We start from the raw sequence: 22,247 nt of genomic DNA on the forward strand, positions 1-22,247 counted from the left end.
CTTCCGAAGGGAGTTGAACAGGGATTTCAGCAGCTGAGCGCGCCGATCGCGGAGCGCAGCGCCCCCGGCACGTCGGCCACCAGCTGGTGCACGCCGTCCCGGACGACGTGCCGCCCGCCGACCACCACGTGCCGCACGTCCGCCGCCGAGGCCGCGAAGACCGCGGTCTCCGCGCCGAGCCGCGGCGGCGGGCCCGCCGTACGGACGGTGTCCAGCGCGATCGCCGTGAAGTCGGCGAGCGCCCCGGCCTCGATCCGCCCGGCCTCGGGCCAGCCGAGCGAGGCGTGCCCGTCCTCCCCGCCGGCCCGCAGCAGCGCGTTGGCCGTCCAGTGGCCGCGGGTCCGGGTGCGCAGCCGCTCGTCCAGCTCCAGCGCGCGGGCTTCCTCGAACGGGTCGATCACCGCGTGGCTGTCGCTGCCCAGGGTGATCGGGCTGCCCGCCGAGGCGAGCCGGCGGGCCGGGCCGATGCCGTCCGCGAGGTCCCGTTCGGTGGTGGGGCACATGCAGACGGTGGTGGAGGAGTCGGCGAGGAGCTTGACGTCCTCGTCGGTGAGGTGGGTGGCGTGCACGGCCGAGGTGCGCGGGCCGAGCGCGCCGTGGTCGGCGAGCAGCCGGGTCGGGGTGACGCCGTGCGCGGCGAGGCAGGCGTCGTTCTCGGCGGTCTGCTCGGACAGGTGGACGTGCAGCGGCGCCTTGCGCATCGCCGCCCAGTGCGCGACGGTGCCCAGCTGCTCGGCCGGGACGGCCCGGACCGAGTGGATGGCGGCGCCGATCCGGGCGTGCTCGCGCGGCTTGAGCGCGTCCGCCCGGACCGCCCAGGCCTCGGCGTCGCCGTCGCTGAACCGCAGCTGCGGCTGCGTCGGCTCGGCGCCGAAGCCGGAGGACAGGTAGCAGGTGTCCAGCAGGGTGATCCGGATGCCGGCCCGGGCGGCGGCCTCGATCAGCGCCTCGCCCATCGCGTTGGGGTCGGTGTAGCGGGCGCCGCCGGGCGCGTGGTGCAGGTAGTGGAACTCGCCGACGGCGGTGATCCCGGCGAGCGCCATCTCGGCGTAGACGGCGGTGGCGAGCTCCAGGTAGCTGTCCGGGTCGAGCGCGCCGGCGAACCGGTACATGGTGTCGCGCCAGGTCCAGAAGGTACCGGAGCCGACCTGGACGTGCCCGCGCAACGCCCGGTGGAAGGCGTGCGAGTGGGCATTCGCCTGGCCGGGCAGCAACAGCCCGTCGAGGCGGACGGCGCCGGGCGGGCAGGGCCCGCTCTCCGGGGTCACGGCGGTGATCCGGCCGTCGGGGCCGGTGGCGATCAGCACGTTCCGCTCGACCACCGGCCCGTCGGGGTGCGGCAGCCAGGCGTACTGCGCCCAGTAGGTCACCGGGGTCGGTGCGGTCAGCGACACGCCAGGTCCTCCAGTACGTCGGCGAGAGCGGTGACCCCGGCCAGGCAGTCGGCCTCCTCGGCGTGTTCGGCCGGGGAGTGCGAGACACCGGTGGGGTTGCGCACGAACAGCATGGCGGTCGGGATGACGGACGCCAGGATGCCGGCGTCGTGTCCCGCGCCGGTCGGCAGCACCGGGGCGTCGAGCAGCTTGGCGAGCCGGTCGCGCAGCGGGCCGTCGAAGTCCACCACCGGGGTGTAGGACTCGCGGGTCAGCTCGACCCGGACGCCGTCGCGCTCGCCGCGCTCGGCGGCGGCCCGCTCGATCTCACCGACCAGTTCGGTGAGGGTGCGCTCGTCGGCGGCCCGGGAGTCCAGCCAGCCGCGCACCAGCGAGGCGATCGCGTTGGTGCCGTTGGGCTCGACCGCGACCTTGCCGAAGGTGGCCAGCGCGCCCGCCAGCTTCGCCTTCTTGCGGGCGGCGAGCACGGTGTTGGCGAAGGTCAGCATCGGGTCGCGGCGGTCCTCGATCCGGGTGGTGCCGGCGTGGTTGGCCTCACCGTGGAAGTCGAACCGCCAACGGCCGTGCGGCCAGATCGCGCTGGCCACGCCGACCGGCTGCCCCTCGGTGAGGTGGCGGCCCTGCTCGACGTGGAGTTCGACGAAGGCGCCGATCCGGGCCAGCCGCTCGTCGTCCGCGCCGATCGCGGTCGGGTCGTAGCCGGCCTTCTCCATCGCGTCGGGCAGCCGGCGGCCGTCGGCGTCGCGCAGCTCGTACGCGGCCTCACGGGAGAGCACCCCGGAGGTCAGCCGCGAGCCGATGCAGGCCACGCCGAACCGGGCGCCCTCCTCGTCACCGAAGTTGACGATCGCCAGGGGGCGGGTGAAGTCCGCCCCCCGGCCGCGGAGTTCGTCCAGCGCGGCGAAGGAGGAGACCACCCCGAGCGGGCCGTCGAAGGCGCCGCCGTCCGGGACGGAGTCCAGGTGCGAGCCGGTGACGATCGCCCCCGGGGCGGTCGGGTCGCCCAGCCAGGCCCACTGGTTGCCGTTGCGGTCCAGCTCGTACGTCAGGCCGCGGCTGCGGGCCTGCTGCTCGAACCAGGCGCGGCACTCGGCGTCGGCGGAGTTCCAGGCGAAGCGGCGGTAGCCGCCGGAGGAGGCGGAGCGGCCCACGGGGAGCAGCTCCGCCCACATCTCCTCGAACGACGAGGTCACAGCTCACCCATCGGGACGCGGACCCCGCGCTCGGCGGCGACCTCGGTGGCGCGGTCGTAGCCGGCGTCCACGTGCCGGATGACGCCCATGCCCGGGTCGTTGGTGAGCACCCGGCGGATCTTCTCCCCGGCCAGCGCGGTGCCGTCGGCGACGGTGACCTGGCCGGCGTGGATCGAGCGGCCGATGCCGACGCCGCCGCCGTGGTGGATGGAGACCCAGGAGGCGCCGGAGGCCACGTTGACCATGGCGTTGAGCAGCGGCCAGTCGGCGATCGCGTCCGAGCCGTCCAGCATCGCCTCGGTCTCGCGGTACGGGGAGGCCACCGAGCCGCAGTCCAGGTGGTCGCGGCCGATCACGATCGGGGCGGACAGCTCGCCGGAGGCGACCATGTCGTTGAAGCGCTCACCGGCCTTGTCGCGCTCGCCGTAGCCGAGCCAGCAGATGCGCGCGGGCAGGCCCTGGAAGTGCACCTTCTCCTGGGCCATCTTGATCCAGCGGTGCAGCGACTCGTTCTCCGGGAAGAGGTCGAGCACGGCCTTGTCGGTCTTGTGGATGTCCTGCGGGTCGCCGGACAGGGCCGCCCAGCGGAACGGGCCCTTGCCCTCGCAGAACAGCGGGCGGATGTACGCGGGGACGAAGCCGGGGAAGGCGAAGGCGCGGTCGTAGCCGGCCAGCTGGGCCTCGCCGCGGATCGAGTTGCCGTAGTCGAAGACCTCGGCGCCGCGGTCCTGGAAGCCGACCATGGCCTCGACGTGCTTGGCCATCGACTCGCGCGAGCGTTGGGTGAAATCGGCCGGCTTCTCGGCCGCGTAGGAGGCCATGTCGTCGAAGTCGACGCCGATCGGCAGGTAGCTCAGCGGGTCGTGGGCGCTGGTCTGGTCGGTGACGATGTCGATCGGCGCGTCCATCGCGAGCAGCTGCGGGAACAGCTCGGCGGCGTTGCCCAGCAGGCCGATGGAGAGCGGCTGCTTCTTGTCGCGGGCGGCGGTGGCCAGCTCCAGCGCGTGGGCGAGGTTCTTGGCCTCGACGTCCAGGTAGCGGTGCTCGATCCGGCGGGCGATCCGGGACGGGTCGCAGTCGATGCAGATCGCCACGCCGCCGTTCATGGTGACGGCCAGCGGCTGGGCGCCGCCCATCCCGCCGAGGCCGGCGGTGAGGGTAATGGTGCCCTCCAGCGTGCCGTTGAAGCGCTTGTTGGCGACGGCGGCGAAGGTCTCGTAGGTGCCCTGGAGGATGCCCTGGGTGCCGATGTAGATCCAGGAACCGGCGGTCATCTGGCCGTACATGGTGAGCCCGAGGCTCTCCAAGCGGCGGAACTCCTCCCAGTTGGCCCAGTCGCCGACCAGGTTGGAGTTGGCGATGAGCACGCGCGGCGCCCACTCGTGGGTCTGCATCACGCCGACCGGCCGGCCGGACTGGACCAGCATGGTCTCGTCCTGCTTCAGGCCCTGCAGCGTCTTCACCATGGCGTCGAAGGAGCGCCAGTCACGCGCCGCCTTGCCGGTGCCGCCGTAGACCACCAGCTTCGACGGGTGCTCGGCCACCTCCGGATCGAGGTTGTTCATCAGCATCCGCAGGGCGGCCTCCTGCTGCCACCCCTGCGTCGTGAGTCCCGTTCCGCGCGCCGCGCGCACCTCTCGCGGTCCGCTCGTCTGCTGCTGCACCATGTCCCGGCCTCCCTGCGGATGGATTCATTCAAACTCGGTCCAGCTGAATATATCTAAACAACCAGCTTTCGACCAGACCCTGGAACCATCCGATCAGCCACGGCACCGGCCGACTTGGCGCGCTGGCCTGAACCCGGCGAACACCAGCCACTCGGCCCAGTACCAGGGAGCGGAGGACACGATGACGGCCATCACCGTGCGGCCCGGCAGACTCCGGGATGCGGCGGAGGAGATCGAGCGGAGCACCGGACTTCGTGTCCAGGAGCTGCGCGACCAGCTCATCCCGCAGCTCCCCAAGGACCTCCGCGCCTATGAGGTCTCGTCGATCTGCATGCCTGACGACGAGGACGACTATGCGACCCCCGACCTGGTCGTCCTGCCGAAGGACTGGGGCCGCGACGACGAGTGGCTCGCCGATCCGCATGACGTCGTCTTCGCGCTGGAGGTGATCTCCAGCGCGGAGCGCGCCCGCGACATCGCGACCAAGACTGACTGGTACGCCACCGCCGGCGTGGCCGCCCTCCTCGCGGTCGACCCCCGCGACGGCACCTGGACGCTCTACACCCACCCCCGCGACGGCGCCTACCAGGGCGTCCTGCACGGCAAGTACGGCGAGCCCGTTCCGTTGCCCTCGCCGCTGCCCGCCGAGCTGGACACCTCCGGTCTTCCGCTGTACGCCCCCCGCGGCTGAGTCACGCCGCCGCGTCACCGCCGTCCCAGTCGATGCCGATCTCGGCCAGCCAGCGGCGGTCGGCGGCGTCGGGGGCGGGCGGGGACGGCGGGCGGGGGATGTTCTGGACGGGGCCGAGGCCGTACTTCTCGGCTGCGGCGGCCGCGCGGGCGTCGGGCTCGATGACGCCGACGTGGACGGCGGACTCGTCGCCCGGGTCGAGGACGGTCAGTTCGGGTTCGGGCAGGCGCCGCAGGGTGACGCGGCGTCCGCAGGTGGGGCAGGACCATTCGTCGACGCCCGAGACCAGGCGGGCGACGAACTTCATCTCGTGGATCACGCGCATGGGCGGCACCCCCTGCGGTAGGGGATGCCCGGGTTTGTGACGGCTATTCCAGGCCGTGTCACTCCAAGAAGAGACCGCGGGCCGCCGCGGACTGCTCGATCGCCTCCAACCGGGCCTCCGCGCCCGGGAGTTCGTCACACATGGTCTGCAGCAACACCCGGCCGAGCATCATCGGCGCGCAGGCGGTGTCGAAGACCAGCCCGGTGCCGACGGCCGCGGGCAGCATCAGATCGGAGAGCTTGGCGACCGGCGAGAAGGCGCTGTCGGCCACGGTGAGCACGGTCAGCCCGCACTCGCGGGCCACCGCCAGCGCGTCCATCAGCTCCCGCGGGTAGCGCGGCAGCGCGAAGCAGAGCAGCGCGGTGGCCCCGGCCGCGGTGGCCTGTTCCAGTCGGTCGGCGAGCATGCTGCCGCCCTCGTCCAGCAGCCGGATGTCCGGGTGCACCTTGGAGGCGAAGTACGCGAAGCCGCGGGCCTGCGCCGAGGCGGCCCGCAGGCCGAGCACCGGCAGCGGGCGGGAGGCGGCGAGCAGCCGGGCGGCCCGGGTGATCGGCTCGGGGTCGGCGAGCAGCTCGGCAAGGTGGCGCAGGTGCTCTATCTCGGCGAGCACGGCCTGCTGGTGCTCGTTGCGCACCGCGTCGGCCGGGGTCTCCGGCGCGGCCGGCTCGCCCACGCCGAGTTCGCGCAGCTGCCTGCGCAGCGCCGGGTAGCCGTCGTACCCGAGCGCGACCGCGAAGCGGGTGACGGAGGGCTGGCTCACCCCGGCGAGTTCGGCCACCTCGACGCTGGAGAGGAACGGCGCCTCGGTGGCGTGCCGGACCAGCGAGTGCGCGATCCGCCGCTGGGTGGGCGTCAGCCGGCGGCCTTCGAACAGCTGCAGCAGCCGGGCGGAGGGACCGACGGTGCCGGCCTCGTCGATGGCGGTCATCTGGTACCTCCGGATGCAAGCGGTTCGGACGACGACTGTGCAGCAGCGCGACGCGCCTGGCAAAGACGTCTCGCACGACGGGACGCCCCGTGAGACGTCCCGGATGTCGGGCAGCGGGCCGACCCGGGACCGGCAGCTCTCGGGGTAACCCTGATTTCTCCCTGAGCCCGCCCGGATTCCCCCCGCGAACGGATGGACCGGGATCCGCGCCGGCACCACGCTAAGGGCATGGACACTCGCCAGGACGATCTGCGGCACGACCTCGACGCCACCCTGCAGGCCCGCAAGGAACTCGGCAAAGAGTACGAGAACGAACTCGTGGACTCCTTCATGAAGCGTCTCGACGCCCGCCTGGACGCCCGGGTCGAGCGCTCGGTCGCCGAGCGGATGGACGACTACGCGCCCTCCTACCGGGACCGGGACCGGGACCGGGGCCGCGACCGCCGCGGCTGGGCCCCCGTCCGGTCCGGCAACCGCCTGGCGGTGGTCTCGCTGGCCCTCGGCATCCCGCTGACCGCCATCGCCGCCAGCCCCGAAAGCGGCGGCTTCGCCGGCCTGCTGGCCTGCTGGGCGGGCATCGTCGGGGTCAACTTCGCGGCCGCGCTGGGCAGCCGCCGCGACCGCCGGGACCAGCGGCCGCGGGGCGACTGAGACTGAGCCCCCGTCACCCCGCGCCCACGGCACCTCAGGCCAGCGGCCCGGTGACCCGCTCCACGGCCCGCACCAGGTCACCGGAGGCGACCAGCGCGGCGGCGGCCTCCAGGTCCGGCGAGAGGAAGCGGTCCCGGCCGGCGCCGCCGATCCCCGCCTCGCGGGCGGCGGCCAGCGCGGCCGCGGTGGCCGGGGCCGGTCGGCCGGCCGATTCGGCCTGCTGGCGGATCTCCAGCGCGCGGGCCGCGGCGGTCAGTTCGACGGCCAGGATCCGGCCGAGGTTCTCCACCGCCTGACGCAGCTTGCGGGCGGCCGACCAACCCATCGACACGTGGTCCTCCTGCATCGCGGAGGACGGGATCGAGTCGACCGAGGCCGGGACGGCGAGCCGCTTGTTCTCGCTGACCAGCGCCGCCTGGGTGTACTGGGCGATCATCAGGCCGGAGTCCACGCCCGGGTCGTCGGCCAGGAAGGCCGGCAGGCCGTGCGAGCGGGCCTTGTCGAGCAGCCGGTCGGTGCGGCGCTCGGAGATCGAGCCGAGGTCGGCGGCCGCGATGGCGAGGAAGTCCAGCACGTACGCGACCGGCGCACCGTGGAAGTTGCCGTTGGACTCCACCCGGCCGTCCGGCAGCACCACCGGGTTGTCCACCGAGGCGGCCAGCTCGCGCGAGGCGACCAGCTGGGCGTGCGCCAGGGTGTCCCGGCCGGCCCCGGCCACCTGCGGGGCGCAGCGGATCGAGTAGGCGTCCTGGACCCGCGGCGCGTCGTCCTGGTGGTGGCCGGTGAGGCCGGAGCCCTTGAGCACGGCCAGCATGTTGGCGGCGCTCAGCGCCTGGCCGGGGTGCGGGCGGATCGGGGCGTGCAGCTCGGGGGCGAGCACCTTGTCGGTGCCGAGCAGCGCCTCCAGGGTCATCGCGGCGGTGATGTCGGCGGTGGTGAACAGGCGGCTGAGGTCGGCGATGGCCATCACCAGCATGCCGAGCATGCCGTCGGTGCCGTTGATGAGGGCCAGGCCCTCCTTCTCCAGCAGCTCGACCGGCTCGATGCCGGCGGCGGCGAGCAGCTCGGCGACGGGCTTCTCCACCCCGTCCGGGCCGGTGGCGGTGCCCTCGCCCATCAGCACCAGCGCGCAGTGCGACAGCGGCGCGAGGTCGCCGGAGCAGCCGAGCGAGCCGAACTCCCGGACCACCGGGGTGATGCCGGCGTTGAGCAGGGCGGCCATGGTCTGCGCGACCAGCGGCCGTACGCCGGTACGGCCGGAGGCCAGCGTCTTCATCCGCAGGAACATCAGCGCGCGGACCACCTCGCGCTCGACCGCCGGGCCCATGCCGGCCGCGTGCGAGCGCACCAGCGAGCGCTGGAGCTGGGCGCGCAGCTCGGGGCTGATGTGTCGGACGGCGAGCGCGCCGAAGCCGGTCGACACGCCGTAGACGGGGCGCGGCTCGGCCGCGAGGGCGTCGATCCGCGCGCGGGCGGCCGCCATCTCGGCGAGCGCGTCGGGTCCGATCTCGACCCGGGCATTGCCCCGGGCGACGGCCAGCACGTCCTCCGCACTGACGTCGGCCTTGCCGACCTGGACCAGCGGAGCGTCGGGGGCCACAGCACTGTGCATATCCATATACACAATCAGAGCAGGTGAATGAAGATATGACAACAGCTGCCCGCCATCCGGATTCTCCGTCTTCCGGACCGGCGCCGCACGCCGCGGCCCCCGACCGCCCCTTCCGTACGCCTACCGCCCGAGTTCGGCCTCGATCAGGTCGGCCGCCCGAGTGGTGCCGCCCTCGGCCCGGCCGGCGGCGGACAGCTCCTCCAGCCGCTCGGCCACCGCCGGGTCGCCGACCAGGTCCAGCAGGGCGACGCGCAGCGCCTCCGCGGTGGCCTGCTCGGTGTCCAGCCGGCGGGCGACGCCGAGGCCCACCAGGGCGTCCGCGTTGGCGAACTGGTCGGCGGCCTGCGGCACCGCGATCATCGGCACGGCGTGGAACAGCCCCTCGCTGGAGCCGCCCATGCCCGCGTGGGTGACGAAGGCGTCCGCCTGGGAGAGCACCGACAGCTGCGGCACCCACCGGTGCACCTCGACGGCGTCCGGCACCTCACCCAGCTCGGCCGGGTCGGTGTGCTTGCCGATCTGGAGCACGACGTGCCAGCCCGGCAGGTCGCCGAAGGCCCGCACGCAGGCCCGGTAGAAGGCGGGCCGGTGGGTGAAGGCCGAGCCCAGCGAGACCAGCAGCACCTTCTCGGCGCCGGCCGGCCGCTGCCACCGCCCCTGGTGGGCGCGGTCGCCGAAGCAGGGCCCGACGAAGCTGAAGCGCCGCTCGTCGACCCGGTCCGCGTGGGGCTGGAGCGCGCGCGGGACGAGCGCGATGCACCGGGCGGGGCGGTTCTTGAAGGCCTCCACGTCGCGCTCCACCGCGCCGGCCTCGGCCAGCCAGTCGGCGAACCGGCGGTAGTGCTCGGGGCCGCCGGGGCCGTTGCGGATCGCCTCGAAGACCGCGGCCATGTCCTCCTCGACGCCGTCCCAGCCGACGAAGCTGGAGGACAGCTGCACCACCGGCACGCCCAGCCGTTCGCCGAGCGCCCGTCCGGCGAAGCCCGCGATGTCGTAGAGCACCAAGTCGGGACGGTCACCCTCGAAGGCCTCCAGCAGGGCGGACCACATCGACAGCGTGTCGTCCAGGAACACGTCCTGGATCGCCACCGGGTCCTCCGGCCAGCCGGCGGGGTCGTCGGCGAGCGGCAGCTTGGTTGGGTACGGGACGAAGGCCGCGCCGGTGGACTCGACGATCCCACGGAAGGACGGGTCGTTGATGTAGCTGACCCGGTGGCCCCGGGCGACCAGCTCGGCGATCACGGCGAGGCTGGGGTTGACGTGCCCATGGGCCGGAACGGAGACCATCAGGATGTGTGCGGGGCGGTTCACGGGCACCTCCGGGGATAGCGGTTGAGACGAGACGTACCGTCTCGTTGTGTCTTGAGAAGACAATACGTCTCGTCTCGCCACTTCGCATAGAATTTCCTCCATGGCTTCCAGAAGCGCCCCCGACCCCGCCCGCCGCAGCGAGCGCGCACGCGCCGCCGTCCTCGCCGCCGCCACCGAACTCGTCGCCGAAGTCGGCTACGGCAAGCTGACCATCGAGGCGATCGCCGCCCGGGCCGGCGTCGGCAAGCAGACCATCTACCGGTGGTGGCCCTCGAAGGGCGCCGTCGTCTTCGACGCCTTCCTCGCCGTCAACGAGCGCGAGGGCGGCCTCGCGCTCCCCGACACCGGCGACCTCGCCGCCGACCTGCGGGCCGTCCTGCGCCCCACCAGCGACGAGCTCACCGACCCGGGCGCCGACCGCACCTACCGCGCCATCATGGCCGAGATCCTCAACGACCCCGCGCTGCACGCCGAGTACCGCACCCGCCTGCTGGACCCGCTGCTGGAGGTCACCCGCGACCGCCTCCGCACCGCCCGCGAGGCCGGCCAACTCGCCCCCGACACCGACCTCGACCTAGCCGTCGAAATGGTCTACGGCCCGCTCCACTACCGCTGGCAGTACCGGCTCGGCCCGCTCACCCACGAGCACGCCGACCGCCTGATCGACGCCGCACTGCGGGCCCTCAACCCGCCTGCGGCTAGCGGACGTTCCGACGCCTGAGCGCGTACACCAGCAACACGACGACCAGCAGGACCACCAACACCGCGACGGCGAACCAGCCGAACACCGCGTCCAGCGCCCGCCCGACGACGCTGCGGCGGACCTTCCGGGTGCGCCGCGACGCGGCATGGCCCGTGATCCGGTGCGCCCGCAGGCCCACCCGCAGCTGCGGCGCCCGCTCGGGCGCCGTCCGCACGGGCGTCGCCCGTGCCGGCGTCGGACCCGTCCGGCCGTCCTGGACCGCCTGACCCGCCGACAGCACCACCGACGACGCCGCCGCCGGGGCGGCCGTCGCCACCCCGCCGCCGAGCAGCAGCACCCCGGCCACCGCCGCACCCACCAGCCGTCCGCCCACCGCCGACCCCCGCTCCCGGATCCACCCCCGTCACCTTCCCACCGGCCCGGCCACCGACGGCAGGCCTCACCCCGAACCGCGACCCACCCGCGACACCCCGGTCACCGAACCGGCACATCCCCGCGCCGACCCGCCGTCGCCACGGCAACCGGGAGGCCGCGCCCGGTGCGGGAACCGGTCGTCAAGGAACAGGGGGAACAGTCGGAGCGGGCGGGTCACCCGACGCCCTGCCCCCCGGGGCCCTCACATCACCGGCGGCGAGGCCGCACCCGCCAGCGCCACCGCGACCAACGCCCGCATCGTGCAGGAGACCTGCCCCAGCGGCAGGGTCGCATCGTCGGCGAACAGCTCCACCAGCCAGCCCCCGGCCGCGTTCTGCCCGCCGGCCGCGACCATCCCCCGGTAGCCGGAGACGACCAGCATCGCCTCCTCCGCCGGGTCGTTGCCCGCCGCACCCGCGCGCAGCGCGAAGGCACCGCCCCGGACGGCGCGGCGGGTCATCGGGTAGTGGCGCAGGTCGAAGACCGCGTCCGGGGCCTCGATCTGGGCCCGCTGGGTCTCGGCGCGGGTGCTGCTGGGGCCCCTGGTCATCCGGTAGACGGCGTGCTGGGCGGTGCGCATCAGCTGGGAGCCGGGCGGGACGTAGGAGACCCACCAGCCGACCGCGTCGAGCAGCCGGGCGGAGGTCTCGGCGACCACGACCAACTTGCCCAGGGTGTCGGCCGGGTGGACGGCCCGGGCGGCGGCGGCATGGTCGAGGGCGGCGAGGACGGCGGTAAGCAGCTGGCCGGGGTCGGCGCTGTGGGCGGCGCCGCGGAAGCGCCGCCGGTCGGCCGTACCGACCCGCCCGCCGGGGCCGCGGCGGCCGTCGGCGCGGTGGTGGGGGTCGGCGGCGTCGGCGAGCAGCACGGTGGGGTCGGGCGAGAAGCCGGGGCCGTGGCTGCGCCCGGCGACCACGGGGTGGGCGGCGCGGGCGGCCTTGGCCCGGTACTGGGCGGCGTCGGCGAGCCGGAAGAGCCGGTCGGGGGTGGTCACCGGCCCGATGGAGTCCCCGGTGGAGGCGACACCGCAGGCGACCCCCTCACCCTCGGACAGCGCCAGCGCCCGCGCGCACAGCTCCTCGGCGACGGCGACCACCTCGTCGGCCTTCTGCCCCTCCGTCAGCAGGCAGAACTCGTCCCCGCCGAGCCGGGCGGCCAGGCTGCCGGGCAGCTTGGCGGCGGCCAGCGACAGCTGGTGGGCGAAACGCTCCAGCAGCCGGTCGCCCATCTCGTGGCCGAGCTGGTCGTTGACCCGCTTCAGCCCGTTGACGTCGCAGACCACCAGCGAGACCACGGTGTCGTCCCGGTTGTGCGCCTCCAGCGCGCTCTCCAGCCGGGCGTCGACCGCGCGCCGGTTGGCCAGGCCGGTGAGCGGGTCGGAGAAGGCGAGCTTGCGCAGGTCGGCCAGGCGCTCGGTCTGGGCGAGCCCGGCCGAGATCTGGGCGGCGAGCAGGGTCGCGTAGTCGGCGTCGGCGTCGGTGAACTCGGGCATCCCGATCGAGCGGGCGAGGTAGAGCTCGCCCCAGGCCTGCCCGTGCAGCACGATCGGTGCGACCACGCAGCAGGCCCGGCCGCGCCGGCGCAGCGCCGCGGCGCGTTCCCGGCAGTACGCGCCGGCGGTCGGGTGCGCGTGTCCGGGGTGCGGTTCGGTGTTCTCGGCGGTCTGCACCCAGGCGCGCGGCAGGCGCCCGGTGGTCCAGCGCTCCTCCAGATAGGTGACGATCTCCGGGAAGTCCGCGACCGGGTACGACTCGTCCTCCGGCAGCCCCTCCTCGCCGGGGGCGAGCTCCCCGTGGTTGACCAGCACCCGCAGTCGGCCGGACTCGCGGTCCCAGACCGAGACGGCGGTCATGGTGGCGCCGAGCGCCTCGGTGGCCCGTGCGGCCGCGGCCCGGACGGCCTCCAACGGGGTGAGCGCGCCGGCCATGTCCTGGGCGAGTTCGACCACCGACTGCAGCCTCAGGTCGGGCAGCGGGTCGGGGCGGCGCGGGCCATCGCAGTCGCAGCCGCGGTCCGTCATGATCGCCTCACTGCTCACCGGCTCGCCTCGCTCCCTGTGCTCGGTCCTGCCAGACCCCCGAAGCCGATCGCACCCGTCCGGCCGCTTGCACCAAGACTATGGCGATTTCATTCGGTTATGCCCCGTTTGCCCGGACGGACCTGCGGCGGACCGTACGACCTTCAACCGTTCGGCCACCCGGAGACCCTCGCCCGGAGGGGGCACCCGCCCGCTAGTCCGCCTTCAGCCGCCGCGACAGCAGCCACGGCTCGACCAGCCCCAGCCCCCGCACCGGCCGCCGCCACATCGGCTGCAGGTGGAACCGGGCCCCCGCGTCCGGCCCCGGCATCGGCAACCCGGAGGCCGGCATCCCGGCGGCCACCGAGAGCGCCTCCGCCAGGCCCGGCCCCTCCGAGTCGGCCGGGGCGACGCTGCCGTTCTGCTCCAGCGCGGCGGCGAACTCCCCGTCGATCAGCACCGCGTCCTTGGGCGCGATCGAGGTGAGCCGGCTGGCCAGGTTCACCGTGGTGCCGAAGACGTCGCCCATCCGCTGGGTGACCGTCCCGAAGGCCATGCCGACCCGCAGCGCCGGGATGGTGTCGTCCTCGGCCAGCGCCTCGATCAGGCTCAGCGCGATCTCGGCGGCGGTCGCCGGGTCCTCGGAGACGTAGAGGATCTCGTCGCCGAGGGTCTTGATCACCCGACCGCCCTGCCCGACGATCAGGTCGGAGCAGGTGTTCTCGAAGGTCTCGACCAGCTCGCCGAGTTCCTCCTCCTCCAGCCGCCGAGACAGCCGGGTGAAGCCGACCAGGTCCGCGAAGCCGACCGCGAGCCGGCCGCTGGTGATCTCGTGGTCCTCGGCCGCCTGCACCACCCGGCCGGTGACGGCGGCCAGCTGCCGCCGCCAGACGTACACCAGGAACTGCTCCAGCTCCGGCAGCAGCAGCTCGACCAGCGGGTACGCGACGTCGGCGCGGGTCAGCCCGGGTTCGGCGGACTGGGTGAGGTTCTCCAGGAAGGTGTCCATCTGCCAGCCGGCCAGCCGGGCCGTGGTCTGGCCGGTGGAGCGGGCCACCTGGATCGCCATCGACTCACTGAGCAGCCCGGACTCGACCAGGCCGGCGAGGCGCCGCAGCGCGATCACGTCGCCGTCGGTGAGCGCCCGGGACTGGCCGATGTCGGGGAAGCCCATGGCCCGCCAGAAGCGGGTGGCCAGCTCCATCGGGACGTCGGCGGCGCGCGCGGCCTGGTACGGGGTGTAACGGCGTGGCGCGTCCAGGATCAGGCGTTCCAGTTCGAGCGCGACCGTGGGGTCGTGGGTGCCCGCCGTCCCGCTGCTGCCGTCCTCTGCCACCGGTCCGTCCCCGTGCGGTTGCCGCACTTGCCTCGTGTCCTACCTGTCCGGCGCCCCGCCCGCCACCCGGGCGGGCAGTGGCGCGCCTCACACCGCTGCCAGGTGGAATGTTCGCACGGAATCCCGTGATCCGGGGCATCCGCCCGAGTCAAGGAGAGGTGAAGAGTGCCGTTCAGGGGGCTTCGGGGCGGACGTGGACCACGTCCCCCGCGCCGACCGCCCGGCGCGCGCCGTCGGAGGTACGGACCACCAGGCGGCCGTCCCCGTCGATCGCCACCGCCTCGCCGACCAGCTCGCGGTCGCCCGGCAGGTGCACCTTCACCTGGCGGCCGAGCGTGGTGCAGCGGTCCACGTAGGCGCGCATCAGGTCGCTCGCGTGCGGGTCCCCGGCCGCGGCCGTCCACTCGCCGTACAGCCCGGCGAACTCGCGCAGCAGGGCGCGCAGCAGGACGGAGCGGTCGGTGGTCTCGGCGCCGGCCAGCGCGAGCGAGGCGGCGGTGGGGACGGGCAGCTCCTGCTCGCGCAGCGAGACGTTCAGGCCCATCCCGCACACCACCGCGCCGCCGCTCAGCTCGGTGAGGATCCCGCCGAGCTTGCGCTCCGCGCCGTCGATCTCCACCTGCAGGTCATTGGGCCACTTCAGTCCGACCTCGACCCCGGCCACCCGGCCGAGCGTGCTCGCCGCGGCCACCCCGACCAGGATCGGCAGCCAGCCGTACCGCTCGACCGGCACCTCCTCGGGGCGCAGGAGGAAGGACAGGAACAGCCCGGAGCGGGCCGGGGCGCTCCACTGCCGGTCCAGCCGCCCGCGCGCGGCGCTCTGCGCCTCGGCGACCAGCACCGCCCCCTGCGGCGCGCCGGCCCGGGCCCGCTCGGCGAGGTCGGTGTTGGTGGAGCCGGTCTCGGCGACGACGTCCAGCGAGGTCCAGAGCCCGCCCGGGACGACCAGGTCCCGGCGCAGCGTCTCCTGGTCCAGCGGCGGCCGGTCCAGGTCGGTCCAGGGGGACGGTCCGGTACGGCCGAAGCCGCGCAGTCCGCTGCGGCGGGGGGTGTCGGGTGCGGTCATGGTCAGCACACTAGAGGCGTAGTCCGCCTCATCGTCTCGCATAACGCTCGTTAACACACTGTGTCGATGACCATAACGCCAGGACGTGACGCATAGCCCTGCGCGCTGGCTACGCTACTCAACGGTAGTTCGCAGCGCCGCCCTGCCCTCATGCGCGAGCCCCCGTCTCCGGTCCGCGCGCAATCGAACAGGTCGCGGCCCATGATCAGGGAGAGCCACCGTATGACCGAGGCGCCGTACGACCCCCACACCACCGCGGGCAAGCTCGCCGACCTGCGGCGCAGGCTGGACGAGGCGGTGCATTCCGGCTCGTCCAAGGCCGTGGAGAAGCAGCACGCCAAGGGCAAGCTGACGGCCCGCGAGCGGGTCGTGGAGCTGCTGGACGAGGACTCCTTCGTCGAGTTCGACGAGTTCGCCCGGCACCGCTCGACCAACTTCGGCCAGGAGCGCAACCGCCCCTACGGCGACGGCGTGGTGACCGGCTACGGCACCATCGACGGCCGTCAGGTCGCGGTCTTCGCCCAGGACTTCACCGTCTTCGGCGGCTCGCTCGGCGAGGTGTTCGGCGAGAAGATCGTCAAGGTGATGGACTTCGCACTGAAGACCGGCTGCCCGGTCATCGGCATCAACGACTCCGGCGGCGCCCGGATCCAGGAGGGCGTGGTCTCGCTCGGCCTCTACGGCGAGATCTTCCGCCGCAACGTGCACGCCTCGGGTGTCATCCCGCAGATCTCGCTGATCATGGGCCCCTGCGCCGGCGGCGCGGTCTACTCCCCCGCGATCACCGACTTCGTGGTGATGGCCGACCAGACCTCGCACATGTTCATCACCGGCCCGGACGTGATCAAGACCGTGACCGGCGAGGACGTCGGCATGGAGGAGCTGGGCGGCGCGCGCACCCACAACACCAAGTCCGGCAACGCCCACTACCTGGCGACGGACGAGAAGGAGGCGATCGAGTACGTCAAGAGCCTGCTCTCGTACCTGCCCTCCAACAACCTGAGCGACCCGCCGTCCTACCCCGAGCAGGCCGACCTGTCGGTCACCGACGAGGACCTCGAACTCGACACGATCGTGCCGGACTCGGCGAACCAGCCGTACGACATGCACAAGGTGATCGAGCACATCGTCGACGACGGCGAGTTCCTGGAGACCCAGCCGCTGTACGCGGGCAACATCATCACCGGCTTCGGCCGGGTCGAGGGCCACGCGGTCGGCATCGTCGGCAACCAGCCGATGGACCTGGCCGGCTGCCTGGACATCAACGCCAGCGAGAAGGCCGCGCGCTTCATCCGCACCTGCGACTCCTTCAACATCCCGGTGCTGACCTTCGTCGACGTGCCCGGCTTCCTGCCCGGCACCGAGCAGGAGTGGGACGGCATCATCCGCCGCGGCGCCAAGCTGATCTACGCCTACGCCGAGGCCACCGTCCCGCTGATCACCGTGATCACCCGCAAGGCCTTCGGCGGCGCGTACGACGTCATGGGCTCCAAGCACCTGGGCGCCGACCTCAACCTGGCCTGGCCGACCGCGCAGATCGCGGTGATGGGCGCGCAGGGCGCCGTCAACATCCTGCACCGCCGGGAGATCGCCGAGGCCGAGGCGGCCGGCAACGTCGAGGAGAAGCGGGCCGAGCTGATCGCCTCGTACGAGGACACCCTGCTGAACCCGTACCTGGCGGCCGAGCGCGGCTACGTCGATGCGGTGATCGCCCCGAGCGAGACCCGTCGGCACATCGTCCGGGGCCTGCGGGCACTGCGGGGCAAGCGCGAGGTGCTGCCGCCCAAGAAGCACGGCAACATCCCCCTGTAGGCCCCATCCCTGTCGGGAGAGAACCAGCCATGTCCCCGATCCACGTGCTGCACGGGCAGCCGACCCCCGAGGAGCTCGCCACCGTCCTGGCGGTGGTCCAGGCCCGGGCCGCCGCCGCGCAGGCCGCCGCCGAGGCGGCGCGTCTGGCCGGCGTCGGCCCGGCCTCCCCCTGGAGCGACCGCTCCCGCCTGCTCCGCCCCGCCGTCCGCCCGGGCGTCAACGCCTGGCGGACCTCGGGCTGGGCGCACTGATCCACCGGGAGTGGGAAGTCGGCCGGTCCGACTTCCCACTCCGCCACTCGCCCGCTCGCCTCCGGGGCGCTCCGGCCCGGTGCCGACGGTCCGCACCGGCGCGCCCGTTCGGCTCGGGGCGGGCGGCGCCCGCTGTGCCCGAAACCTGAGTACGGATACTCAGGCGCCCGCGCCCCGGCGCGGCGCACTCTGGACGGGTGCTCTGGTCAGACCCTCGCGATGAGCCCTCGCCCGAGGCCCGCCGCATGCAGGAACGGATGCAGCGGGCCGGCAAAGTGCTCGCCACCCTGGTGCTGGTGGGCGCCGTCCTGATCATGCTCGCCCGGTCGTTCACCTGAGCCGTTCACCCGAACGGCGGACACCGGCACCCCCTACCCTGGTGGGCATGACCGACCCGCGCCCCCTCGTCCTCGCCTCCGCCTCCCCCGCCCGCCTCGGACTGCTGCGCCAGGCGGGCCTCGACCCGCGCGTGGTGGTCAGCGGCGTCGACGAGGACGCGATCAGCGCCGCCACCCCCGCCGAGCTCGCCCTCGTCCTCGCCGAGGCCAAGGCGAAGGCCGTCGCCGCCGAACTGACCGGCGGCGAGCTGGTGATCGGCTGCGACTCCGTCCTGGAGCTGGACGGCGAGGCCCTCGGCAAGCCCGCCGACGCCGCCGAGGCGCTGACCCGCTGGCAGTCGATGCGCGGCCGCGCCGGCGTGCTGCGCACCGGCCACTGCGTGATCGACACCGTGACCGGCCGGCAGTCCTCGGCCACCGCCTCCACCACGGTCCGCTTCGGCACCCCGGACGACGAGGAGATCGCCGCCTACGTGGCCTCCGGCGAACCGCTGTACGTGGCCGGGGCGTTCACCCTGGACGGCCGCTCGGCGCCGTTCATCGACGGCATCGACGGCGACCCGGGCAACGTCATCGGCCTGTCCCTGCCGCTGCTCCGCCGCCTGCTCGCCGACCTCGGCGTCCGGCTGGTCGATCTCTGGGCCTGACGCCCGGGCCGATCCGTGGAGCGAGCACCCTGCCGCACCCGGCGGTCGCACCTCTAAGCTGACCGGCGTTCGATCGGGGAGGGGACGCGGCGATGACCGACAACGTGCTCAACGTGGTGCTCGGCCTGGTGGCCAGCGCCATCAGCGCCGGCCTGGGCTGGCTCGCCCAGGCCCTGCGGCGGCGGCGCAGGGTCGAACGGGTGCGGGCCTTCCTCGGACTGCCGTCCGGCAGCGAGTGCCTGATCGTGGTGCCCCGCAGCGTAGGGACGGGCTCGCACGCGAACACCGTGACCCGCCGGGACGCGTACGCGCTGATGTGGCTGGCCGGGCTGGTCGAGGAGTGCGGCGCCCGGCCCGAACTGGTCGCCCACGACGCCGCGCACCGCGGTCTGGGCGCCAAGACCGAGCTGTGCCTGGGCGGTCCGGTCAGCAACGACCGGATGGCCGCCCACGTGGCCTGGGGCCTGCCGGGCGTGACCGTCACCTCCGGCCCCGGGCCGGGCAGCAACGTGATCGCGGTGGGCGACCACGACTACACCGCCGACCAGGACCAGGCGCACACCCTGCTGGCCCGGATCGCCACCCCGGACGGCGGCCGCCCGGTGTTCCTGATCTCCGGCCAGACCGGCACCGCCAACCAGGCCGGGGTGCGCTACCTGGTCTCCCACCACCGCGAACTCGCCCGCGAGTACGGGCAGAATGGGACGTTCGCGCTCATCCTGAAGGTGGTCAACCCGAACGCGTACGGGCCGGACATGGTGGAGCTCGCCGCCGACGTGACCGACGAGGCGCTGCGGCGCCCCGCCCCCGCCTCGACCGCGGCTTAAGCGGGCTGAGGGAAGGTGTGTCCCATGACACCGTCCCGCCACGCCGCCGCCCGGTCACCCGACGTCGACCACAGCGGTCCCACCGCATCGGCCGCGACCTGCGCAGTCGCCGAAAGGGCGGCATCGGGGGCCGCGATTCCCATCACCGAGCGTGTGGGATAGTTCACAACCTGGGGCTACTCGCCGGTACTGCCCAGGAATCCATAAACTCATCGAGGTTCAAGAAGGGAGCCACAGTGCGCAAGGTGCTCATCGCCAACCGCGGGGAAATCGCCGTCCGCGTCGCCCGGGCCTGCTCGGACGCCGGTATCGCCAGCGTCGCCGTCTACGCCGAGCCGGACCGGGATGCGCTGCACGTCCGCGCGGCCGACGAGGCTTACGCGCTGGGCGGTGACACCCCCGGCACCAGTTACCTGGACATCGCCAAGGTCCTCAAGGCCGCCGAGGACGCCGGCGCCGACGCCGTCCACCCCGGCTACGGGTTCCTGTCGGAGAACGCCGACTTCGCCCAGGCCGTCATCGACGCGGGTCTGACCTGGATCGGCCCGCCGCCGCAGGCCATCCGCGACCTCGGTGACAAGGTCACCGCCCGCCACGTCGCCCAGCGCGCCGGTGCCCCGCTGGTGGCCGGTACGCCGGACCCGGTCTCGGGCGCCGACGAGGTGGTCACGTTCGCGCAGGAGCACGGCCTGCCGGTCGCCATCAAGGCGGCGTTCGGCGGCGGTGGCCGCGGCCTGAAGGTCGCCCGCACCCTGGAGGAGATCCCGGAGCTGTACGAGTCCGCGGTGCGCGAGGCGGTCGCCGCCTTCGGCCGCGGTGAGTGCTTCGTCGAGCGCTACCTGGACAACCCGCGACACGTGGAGACCCAGTGCCTCGCGGACAAGCACGGCAACGTGGTGGTCGTCTCCACCCGTGACTGCTCGCTGCAGCGCCGGCACCAGAAGCTGGTCGAGGAGGCGCCCGCGCCGTTCCTGACCCCGGAGCAGAACGCCGAGCTGTACCGCGCGTCCAAGGCCATCCTGAAGGAGGCCGGCTACGAGGGCGCCGGGACCTGCGAGTTCCTGGTGGCGATGGACGGCACGATCTCCTTCCTGGAGGTCAACACCCGTCTGCAGGTGGAGCACCCGGTCACCGAGGAGGTCACCGGGATCGACCTGGTCCGCGAGATGTTCCGGATCGCCGACGGCGAGGAGCTCGGCTACGGCGACCCGGAGGTGCGCGGCCACTCCTTCGAGTTCCGCATCAACGGCGAGGACCCGGGCCGTAACTTCCTGCCCGCGCCCGGCACCGTGACGCTGTTCGCCCCGCCGTCCGGCCCGGGCGTGCGCCTGGACTCCGGCGTGGAGACCGGCTCGGTCATCGGCCCCGCCTGGGACTCGCTGCTGGCCAAGCTGATCGTCTCCGGCCGCGACCGCAAGCAGGCCCTGGAGCGCGCCAAGCGCGCGCTGAACGAGTTCAAGGTCGAGGGCATGGCCACCGCCATCCCGTTCCACCAGGCGGTCGTCACCGACCCGGCGTTCGCGCCCGAGGTGCACGGCAGCGACGAGCCGTTCACGGTCTACACCCGCTGGATCGAGACCGAGTTCGACAACACCATCCCGGCGTTCGCGGGCACGGCCGGCGAGGCCGAGGAGGCCGAGACCCGGGAGACCGTGGTCGTCGAGGTCGGCGGCAAGCGGATCGAGGTCTCGCTGCCGTCCTCCCTGGGCGTCGCGGCGGCCCCGGCGGCCGGTGCCGCGGGTGCGGCCAAGGCCAAGCGCCGGGTGGGCGCCAAGAAGGCCGGTTCGGCCGTCAGCGGTGACACCCTGGCCTCGCCGATGCAGGGCACCATCGTCAAGGTCGCCGTTGAGGAGGGCCAGGTCGTCGCCGAGGGCGAGCTGATCGTGGTCCTGGAGGCGATGAAGATGGAGCAGCCGCTGAACGCCCACAAGTCGGGCACCATCGTCGGCCTCAAGGCCGAGGTGGGCGCGAGCGTCAGCAGCGGCGCCGCGCTGTGCGAGATCAAGGACTGACGCGAGCCCCGTCAACCACCGACCGGTCCGTACGCCCTTCGGGGTGTGCGGACCGGTCGCGTTCTCCGCTCGTACGGGGGACGGGCTCAGCGCCCACGCGGCAGACCCAACTCGGCCAGCCGGACCGGCATCCCGCCCGAGCCGACCGGCCCGCCGTGCGTGCCGGGGCGGCGCTGGGCGGGCAGCGGGGCGCCGCCGGGGGCCGGGGCGGGGCGGCGGCCCATCGGGCCGGGCTGGGTCTGGTGGACCGGGCCGCTGCCGGTGCCGTGCACCGGGGCGTCGCCGCCGGGGCCCGCGCCGAAGGGCGCCAGGTCGATCTGCACCCCGCAGTCGGCCAGCGCGTCCAGCTCGCGGACGGTGGCGTCGTCGGCGGTGGCCTGCTCGTCGGTGACCAGCCGGGTGATGGTCTCGGTGGCGACGGTCTGGAACATGCCGGCCGCGCCGAGCTTGGTGTGGTCGGCGAGGACGATGACCTCGGCGGCCGCCAGCACCATGGCCCGGTCCACGCTCGCGGACAGCATGTTCGCGGTCGACAGCCCGCGCTCGGCGGTCAGCCCGCTGCCGGAGATGAAGGCCTTGGTGACCCGCAGCCCCTGCAGCGACTGCTCGGCGCCGCTGCCCACCAGGGCGTAGTTGGAGCCGCGCAGGGTGCCGCCGGTCATCACCACCTCGACCCGGTTGGCGTGCGCCAGCGCCTGGGCGACCAGCAGCGAGTTGGTGACCACGGTCAGGCCGGGCACCCGGGCCAGCCGGCGGGCCAGCTCCTGGGTGGTGGTGCCGGCGCCGACCACCACCGCGTCGCCCTCCTCCACCAGCCCGGCGGCGAGGTCCGCGATGGCGCTCTTCTCCGCCGCGGACAGGTGGGTCTTCTGCGGGTAGCCGGGTTCGCGGCTGAAGCCGCCGGGGAGCACCGCGCCGCCGTGCCGGCGGTCGAGGAGCCCTTCTGCCTCCAGCGCCCGCACGTCGCGGCGCACGGTCACTTCGGAGGTCTGGACGACGCGGGCCAACTCCCGGAGCGAGACGGCTCCGTTGGCGCGCACCATTTCGAGGAT

The 22,247-nt window shown here is 73.6% G+C and carries 20 protein-coding genes and 1 pseudogene; 9 read left to right on the top strand and 12 right to left on the bottom strand.

The window, feature by feature from the left end; translation table 11 throughout:
* Positions 1–26 precede the first annotated feature (26 nt).
* Genes ACH4E7_RS17295 through hutU form a run of 3 tightly spaced genes read right to left on the bottom strand, consistent with a single transcriptional unit; the run spans position 27 to position 4,254 of the window.
* Positions 27–1,394, bottom strand: a complete 1,368-nt coding sequence (locus ACH4E7_RS17295) for a formimidoylglutamate deiminase (RefSeq protein WP_396249903.1) — start codon at positions 1,392–1,394, stop codon at positions 27–29.
* Positions 1,385–2,566: an allantoate amidohydrolase gene (locus ACH4E7_RS17300; protein ID WP_396250057.1), complete on the bottom strand. Its 1,182-nt coding sequence runs from the start codon at positions 2,564–2,566 to the stop codon at positions 1,385–1,387. Before ACH4E7_RS17300 ends, ACH4E7_RS17295 begins: the two co-directional genes overlap by 10 nt.
* 17 nt (positions 2,567–2,583) lie before the next feature.
* Positions 2,584–4,254, bottom strand: coding sequence for a urocanate hydratase (hutU, locus tag ACH4E7_RS17305; protein WP_396249904.1), 1,671 nt, complete (start codon positions 4,252–4,254; stop codon positions 2,584–2,586).
* A 181-nt stretch (positions 4,255–4,435) separates the two neighbouring features.
* On the opposite strand from hutU, the gene ACH4E7_RS17310 reads away from it, so the two are divergent.
* The gene (locus tag ACH4E7_RS17310; protein ID WP_396249905.1) at positions 4,436–4,945 is read left to right on the top strand and encodes a Uma2 family endonuclease; all 510 of its coding nucleotides are present in this window, start codon (positions 4,436–4,438) and stop codon (positions 4,943–4,945) included.
* Between the two features lies 1 nt (position 4,946).
* Here the strand turns inward: ACH4E7_RS17310 and ACH4E7_RS17315 are convergent, their stop codons facing one another.
* Both ACH4E7_RS17315 and ACH4E7_RS17320 read right to left on the bottom strand, forming a co-directional pair.
* Positions 4,947–5,270 carry a hypothetical protein gene (locus ACH4E7_RS17315; protein WP_396249906.1) on the bottom strand — a complete coding sequence of 108 codons (324 nt, stop codon included), beginning with the start codon at positions 5,268–5,270 and terminating at the stop codon, positions 4,947–4,949.
* Between the two features lie 58 nt (positions 5,271–5,328).
* The gene (locus ACH4E7_RS17320) at positions 5,329–6,198 is read right to left on the bottom strand and encodes a MurR/RpiR family transcriptional regulator (RefSeq protein ID WP_396249907.1); all 870 of its coding nucleotides are present in this window, start codon (positions 6,196–6,198) and stop codon (positions 5,329–5,331) included.
* 228 nt (positions 6,199–6,426) lie between these two features.
* Here ACH4E7_RS17320 and ACH4E7_RS17325 point away from each other — a divergent pair, with 228 nt between their 5' ends.
* Positions 6,427–6,849: a hypothetical protein gene (locus tag ACH4E7_RS17325; protein ID WP_396249908.1), complete on the top strand. Its 423-nt coding sequence runs from the start codon at positions 6,427–6,429 to the stop codon at positions 6,847–6,849.
* 34 nt (positions 6,850–6,883) lie between these two features.
* Here the strand turns inward: ACH4E7_RS17325 and hutH are convergent, their stop codons facing one another.
* Together hutH and ACH4E7_RS17335 are read right to left on the bottom strand one after the other, a co-directional pair.
* A complete protein-coding gene (gene hutH, locus ACH4E7_RS17330) occupies positions 6,884–8,467 on the bottom strand; it encodes a histidine ammonia-lyase (protein ID WP_396249909.1) in 1,584 nt (527 codons plus the stop codon).
* Positions 8,468–8,581: 114 nt separating this feature from the next.
* On the bottom strand, positions 8,582–9,748 hold the full coding sequence (locus ACH4E7_RS17335; protein WP_396250058.1) for a macrolide family glycosyltransferase: 1,167 nt from the start codon (positions 9,746–9,748) through the stop codon (positions 8,582–8,584).
* 124 nt (positions 9,749–9,872) lie between these two features.
* Here ACH4E7_RS17335 and ACH4E7_RS17340 point away from each other — a divergent pair, with 124 nt between their 5' ends.
* Positions 9,873–10,493 carry a TetR/AcrR family transcriptional regulator gene (locus tag ACH4E7_RS17340; RefSeq protein WP_396249910.1) on the top strand — a complete coding sequence of 207 codons (621 nt, stop codon included), beginning with the start codon at positions 9,873–9,875 and terminating at the stop codon, positions 10,491–10,493.
* Here ACH4E7_RS17340 and ACH4E7_RS17345 read toward each other — a convergent pair.
* The 4 genes and pseudogenes from ACH4E7_RS17345 to ACH4E7_RS17360 all read right to left on the bottom strand — a co-directional run bounded on the left by ACH4E7_RS17345 (position 10,471) and on the right by ACH4E7_RS17360 (position 15,308).
* The gene (locus ACH4E7_RS17345; RefSeq protein WP_396249911.1) at positions 10,471–10,848 is read right to left on the bottom strand and encodes a hypothetical protein; all 378 of its coding nucleotides are present in this window, start codon (positions 10,846–10,848) and stop codon (positions 10,471–10,473) included. The two genes, ACH4E7_RS17340 and ACH4E7_RS17345, sit on opposite strands and share 23 nt — an antisense overlap.
* Before the next feature lie 837 nt (positions 10,849–11,685).
* Positions 11,686–12,909 (bottom strand): annotated as a pseudogene (locus ACH4E7_RS17350) (diguanylate cyclase domain-containing protein); the annotation flags it as partial.
* A gap of 211 nt (positions 12,910–13,120) precedes the next feature.
* On the bottom strand, positions 13,121–14,242 hold the full coding sequence (locus ACH4E7_RS17355) for an adenylate/guanylate cyclase domain-containing protein (RefSeq protein WP_396249912.1): 1,122 nt from the start codon (positions 14,240–14,242) through the stop codon (positions 13,121–13,123).
* Positions 14,243–14,414: 172 nt separating this feature from the next.
* On the bottom strand, positions 14,415–15,308 hold the full coding sequence (locus ACH4E7_RS17360; protein ID WP_396250059.1) for a biotin--[acetyl-CoA-carboxylase] ligase: 894 nt from the start codon (positions 15,306–15,308) through the stop codon (positions 14,415–14,417).
* 222 nt (positions 15,309–15,530) lie between these two features.
* Here ACH4E7_RS17360 and ACH4E7_RS17365 point away from each other — a divergent pair, with 222 nt between their 5' ends.
* From ACH4E7_RS17365 to ACH4E7_RS17390, 6 genes are all read left to right on the top strand, one after another.
* Positions 15,531–17,120, top strand: coding sequence for an acyl-CoA carboxylase subunit beta (locus tag ACH4E7_RS17365; RefSeq protein ID WP_396249913.1), 1,590 nt, complete (start codon positions 15,531–15,533; stop codon positions 17,118–17,120).
* Between the two features lie 29 nt (positions 17,121–17,149).
* A complete protein-coding gene (locus ACH4E7_RS17370) occupies positions 17,150–17,371 on the top strand; it encodes an acyl-CoA carboxylase subunit epsilon (protein ID WP_355669760.1) in 222 nt (73 codons plus the stop codon).
* A 197-nt stretch (positions 17,372–17,568) separates the two neighbouring features.
* Complete coding sequence (mmpB, locus tag ACH4E7_RS17375; protein WP_396249914.1) at positions 17,569–17,709, top strand: morphogenic membrane protein MmpB; 141 nt, start codon at positions 17,569–17,571, stop codon at positions 17,707–17,709.
* A 47-nt stretch (positions 17,710–17,756) separates the two neighbouring features.
* Complete coding sequence (locus ACH4E7_RS17380; protein WP_396249915.1) at positions 17,757–18,356, top strand: nucleoside triphosphate pyrophosphatase; 600 nt, start codon at positions 17,757–17,759, stop codon at positions 18,354–18,356.
* A 92-nt stretch (positions 18,357–18,448) separates the two neighbouring features.
* Positions 18,449–19,183: a hypothetical protein gene (locus tag ACH4E7_RS17385; RefSeq protein WP_396249916.1), complete on the top strand. Its 735-nt coding sequence runs from the start codon at positions 18,449–18,451 to the stop codon at positions 19,181–19,183.
* Positions 19,184–19,419: 236 nt separating this feature from the next.
* Positions 19,420–21,195, top strand: a complete 1,776-nt coding sequence (locus ACH4E7_RS17390; protein WP_396249917.1) for an acetyl/propionyl/methylcrotonyl-CoA carboxylase subunit alpha — start codon at positions 19,420–19,422, stop codon at positions 21,193–21,195.
* An 86-nt stretch (positions 21,196–21,281) separates the two neighbouring features.
* On the opposite strand, the gene ACH4E7_RS17395 is transcribed toward ACH4E7_RS17390, so the two are convergent.
* Complete coding sequence (locus tag ACH4E7_RS17395) at positions 21,282–22,238, bottom strand: DeoR/GlpR family DNA-binding transcription regulator (protein ID WP_396250060.1); 957 nt, start codon at positions 22,236–22,238, stop codon at positions 21,282–21,284.
* Between the last annotated feature and the right edge of the window lie 9 nt (positions 22,239–22,247).

The organism is Kitasatospora sp. NPDC018058 (assembly GCF_044327205.1).
Taxonomy (GTDB): domain Bacteria; phylum Actinomycetota; class Actinomycetes; order Streptomycetales; family Streptomycetaceae; genus Kitasatospora.

Bases quoted from the DNA above. Each gene is read 5' to 3' on its own strand.
- ACH4E7_RS17320 (WP_396249907.1), bottom strand. From the start codon at position 6,198: ATGACCGCCATCGACGAGGCCGGCACCGTCGGTCCCTCCGCCCGGCTG.
- ACH4E7_RS17340 (WP_396249910.1), top strand. From the start codon at position 9,873: ATGGCTTCCAGAAGCGCCCCCGACCCCGCCCGCCGCAGCGAGCGCGCA.
- ACH4E7_RS17325 (WP_396249908.1), top strand. From the start codon at position 6,427: ATGGACACTCGCCAGGACGATCTGCGGCACGACCTCGACGCCACCCTG.
- ACH4E7_RS17300 (WP_396250057.1), bottom strand. From the start codon at position 2,566: ATGTGGGCGGAGCTGCTCCCCGTGGGCCGCTCCGCCTCCTCCGGCGGC.
- hutU (WP_396249904.1), bottom strand. From the start codon at position 4,254: ATGGTGCAGCAGCAGACGAGCGGACCGCGAGAGGTGCGCGCGGCGCGC.
- ACH4E7_RS17385 (WP_396249916.1), top strand. From the start codon at position 18,449: ATGACCGACAACGTGCTCAACGTGGTGCTCGGCCTGGTGGCCAGCGCC.
- ACH4E7_RS17380 (WP_396249915.1), top strand. From the start codon at position 17,757: ATGACCGACCCGCGCCCCCTCGTCCTCGCCTCCGCCTCCCCCGCCCGC.
- ACH4E7_RS17365 (WP_396249913.1), top strand. From the start codon at position 15,531: ATGACCGAGGCGCCGTACGACCCCCACACCACCGCGGGCAAGCTCGCC.
- ACH4E7_RS17310 (WP_396249905.1), top strand. From the start codon at position 4,436: ATGACGGCCATCACCGTGCGGCCCGGCAGACTCCGGGATGCGGCGGAG.
- hutH (WP_396249909.1), bottom strand. From the start codon at position 8,467: ATGGATATGCACAGTGCTGTGGCCCCCGACGCTCCGCTGGTCCAGGTC.
- ACH4E7_RS17360 (WP_396250059.1), bottom strand. From the start codon at position 15,308: ATGACCGCACCCGACACCCCCCGCCGCAGCGGACTGCGCGGCTTCGGC.
- ACH4E7_RS17395 (WP_396250060.1), bottom strand. From the start codon at position 22,238: ATGGTGCGCGCCAACGGAGCCGTCTCGCTCCGGGAGTTGGCCCGCGTC.
- ACH4E7_RS17370 (WP_355669760.1), top strand. From the start codon at position 17,150: ATGTCCCCGATCCACGTGCTGCACGGGCAGCCGACCCCCGAGGAGCTC.
- ACH4E7_RS17315 (WP_396249906.1), bottom strand. From the start codon at position 5,270: ATGCGCGTGATCCACGAGATGAAGTTCGTCGCCCGCCTGGTCTCGGGC.
- ACH4E7_RS17335 (WP_396250058.1), bottom strand. From the start codon at position 9,748: ATGGTCTCCGTTCCGGCCCATGGGCACGTCAACCCCAGCCTCGCCGTG.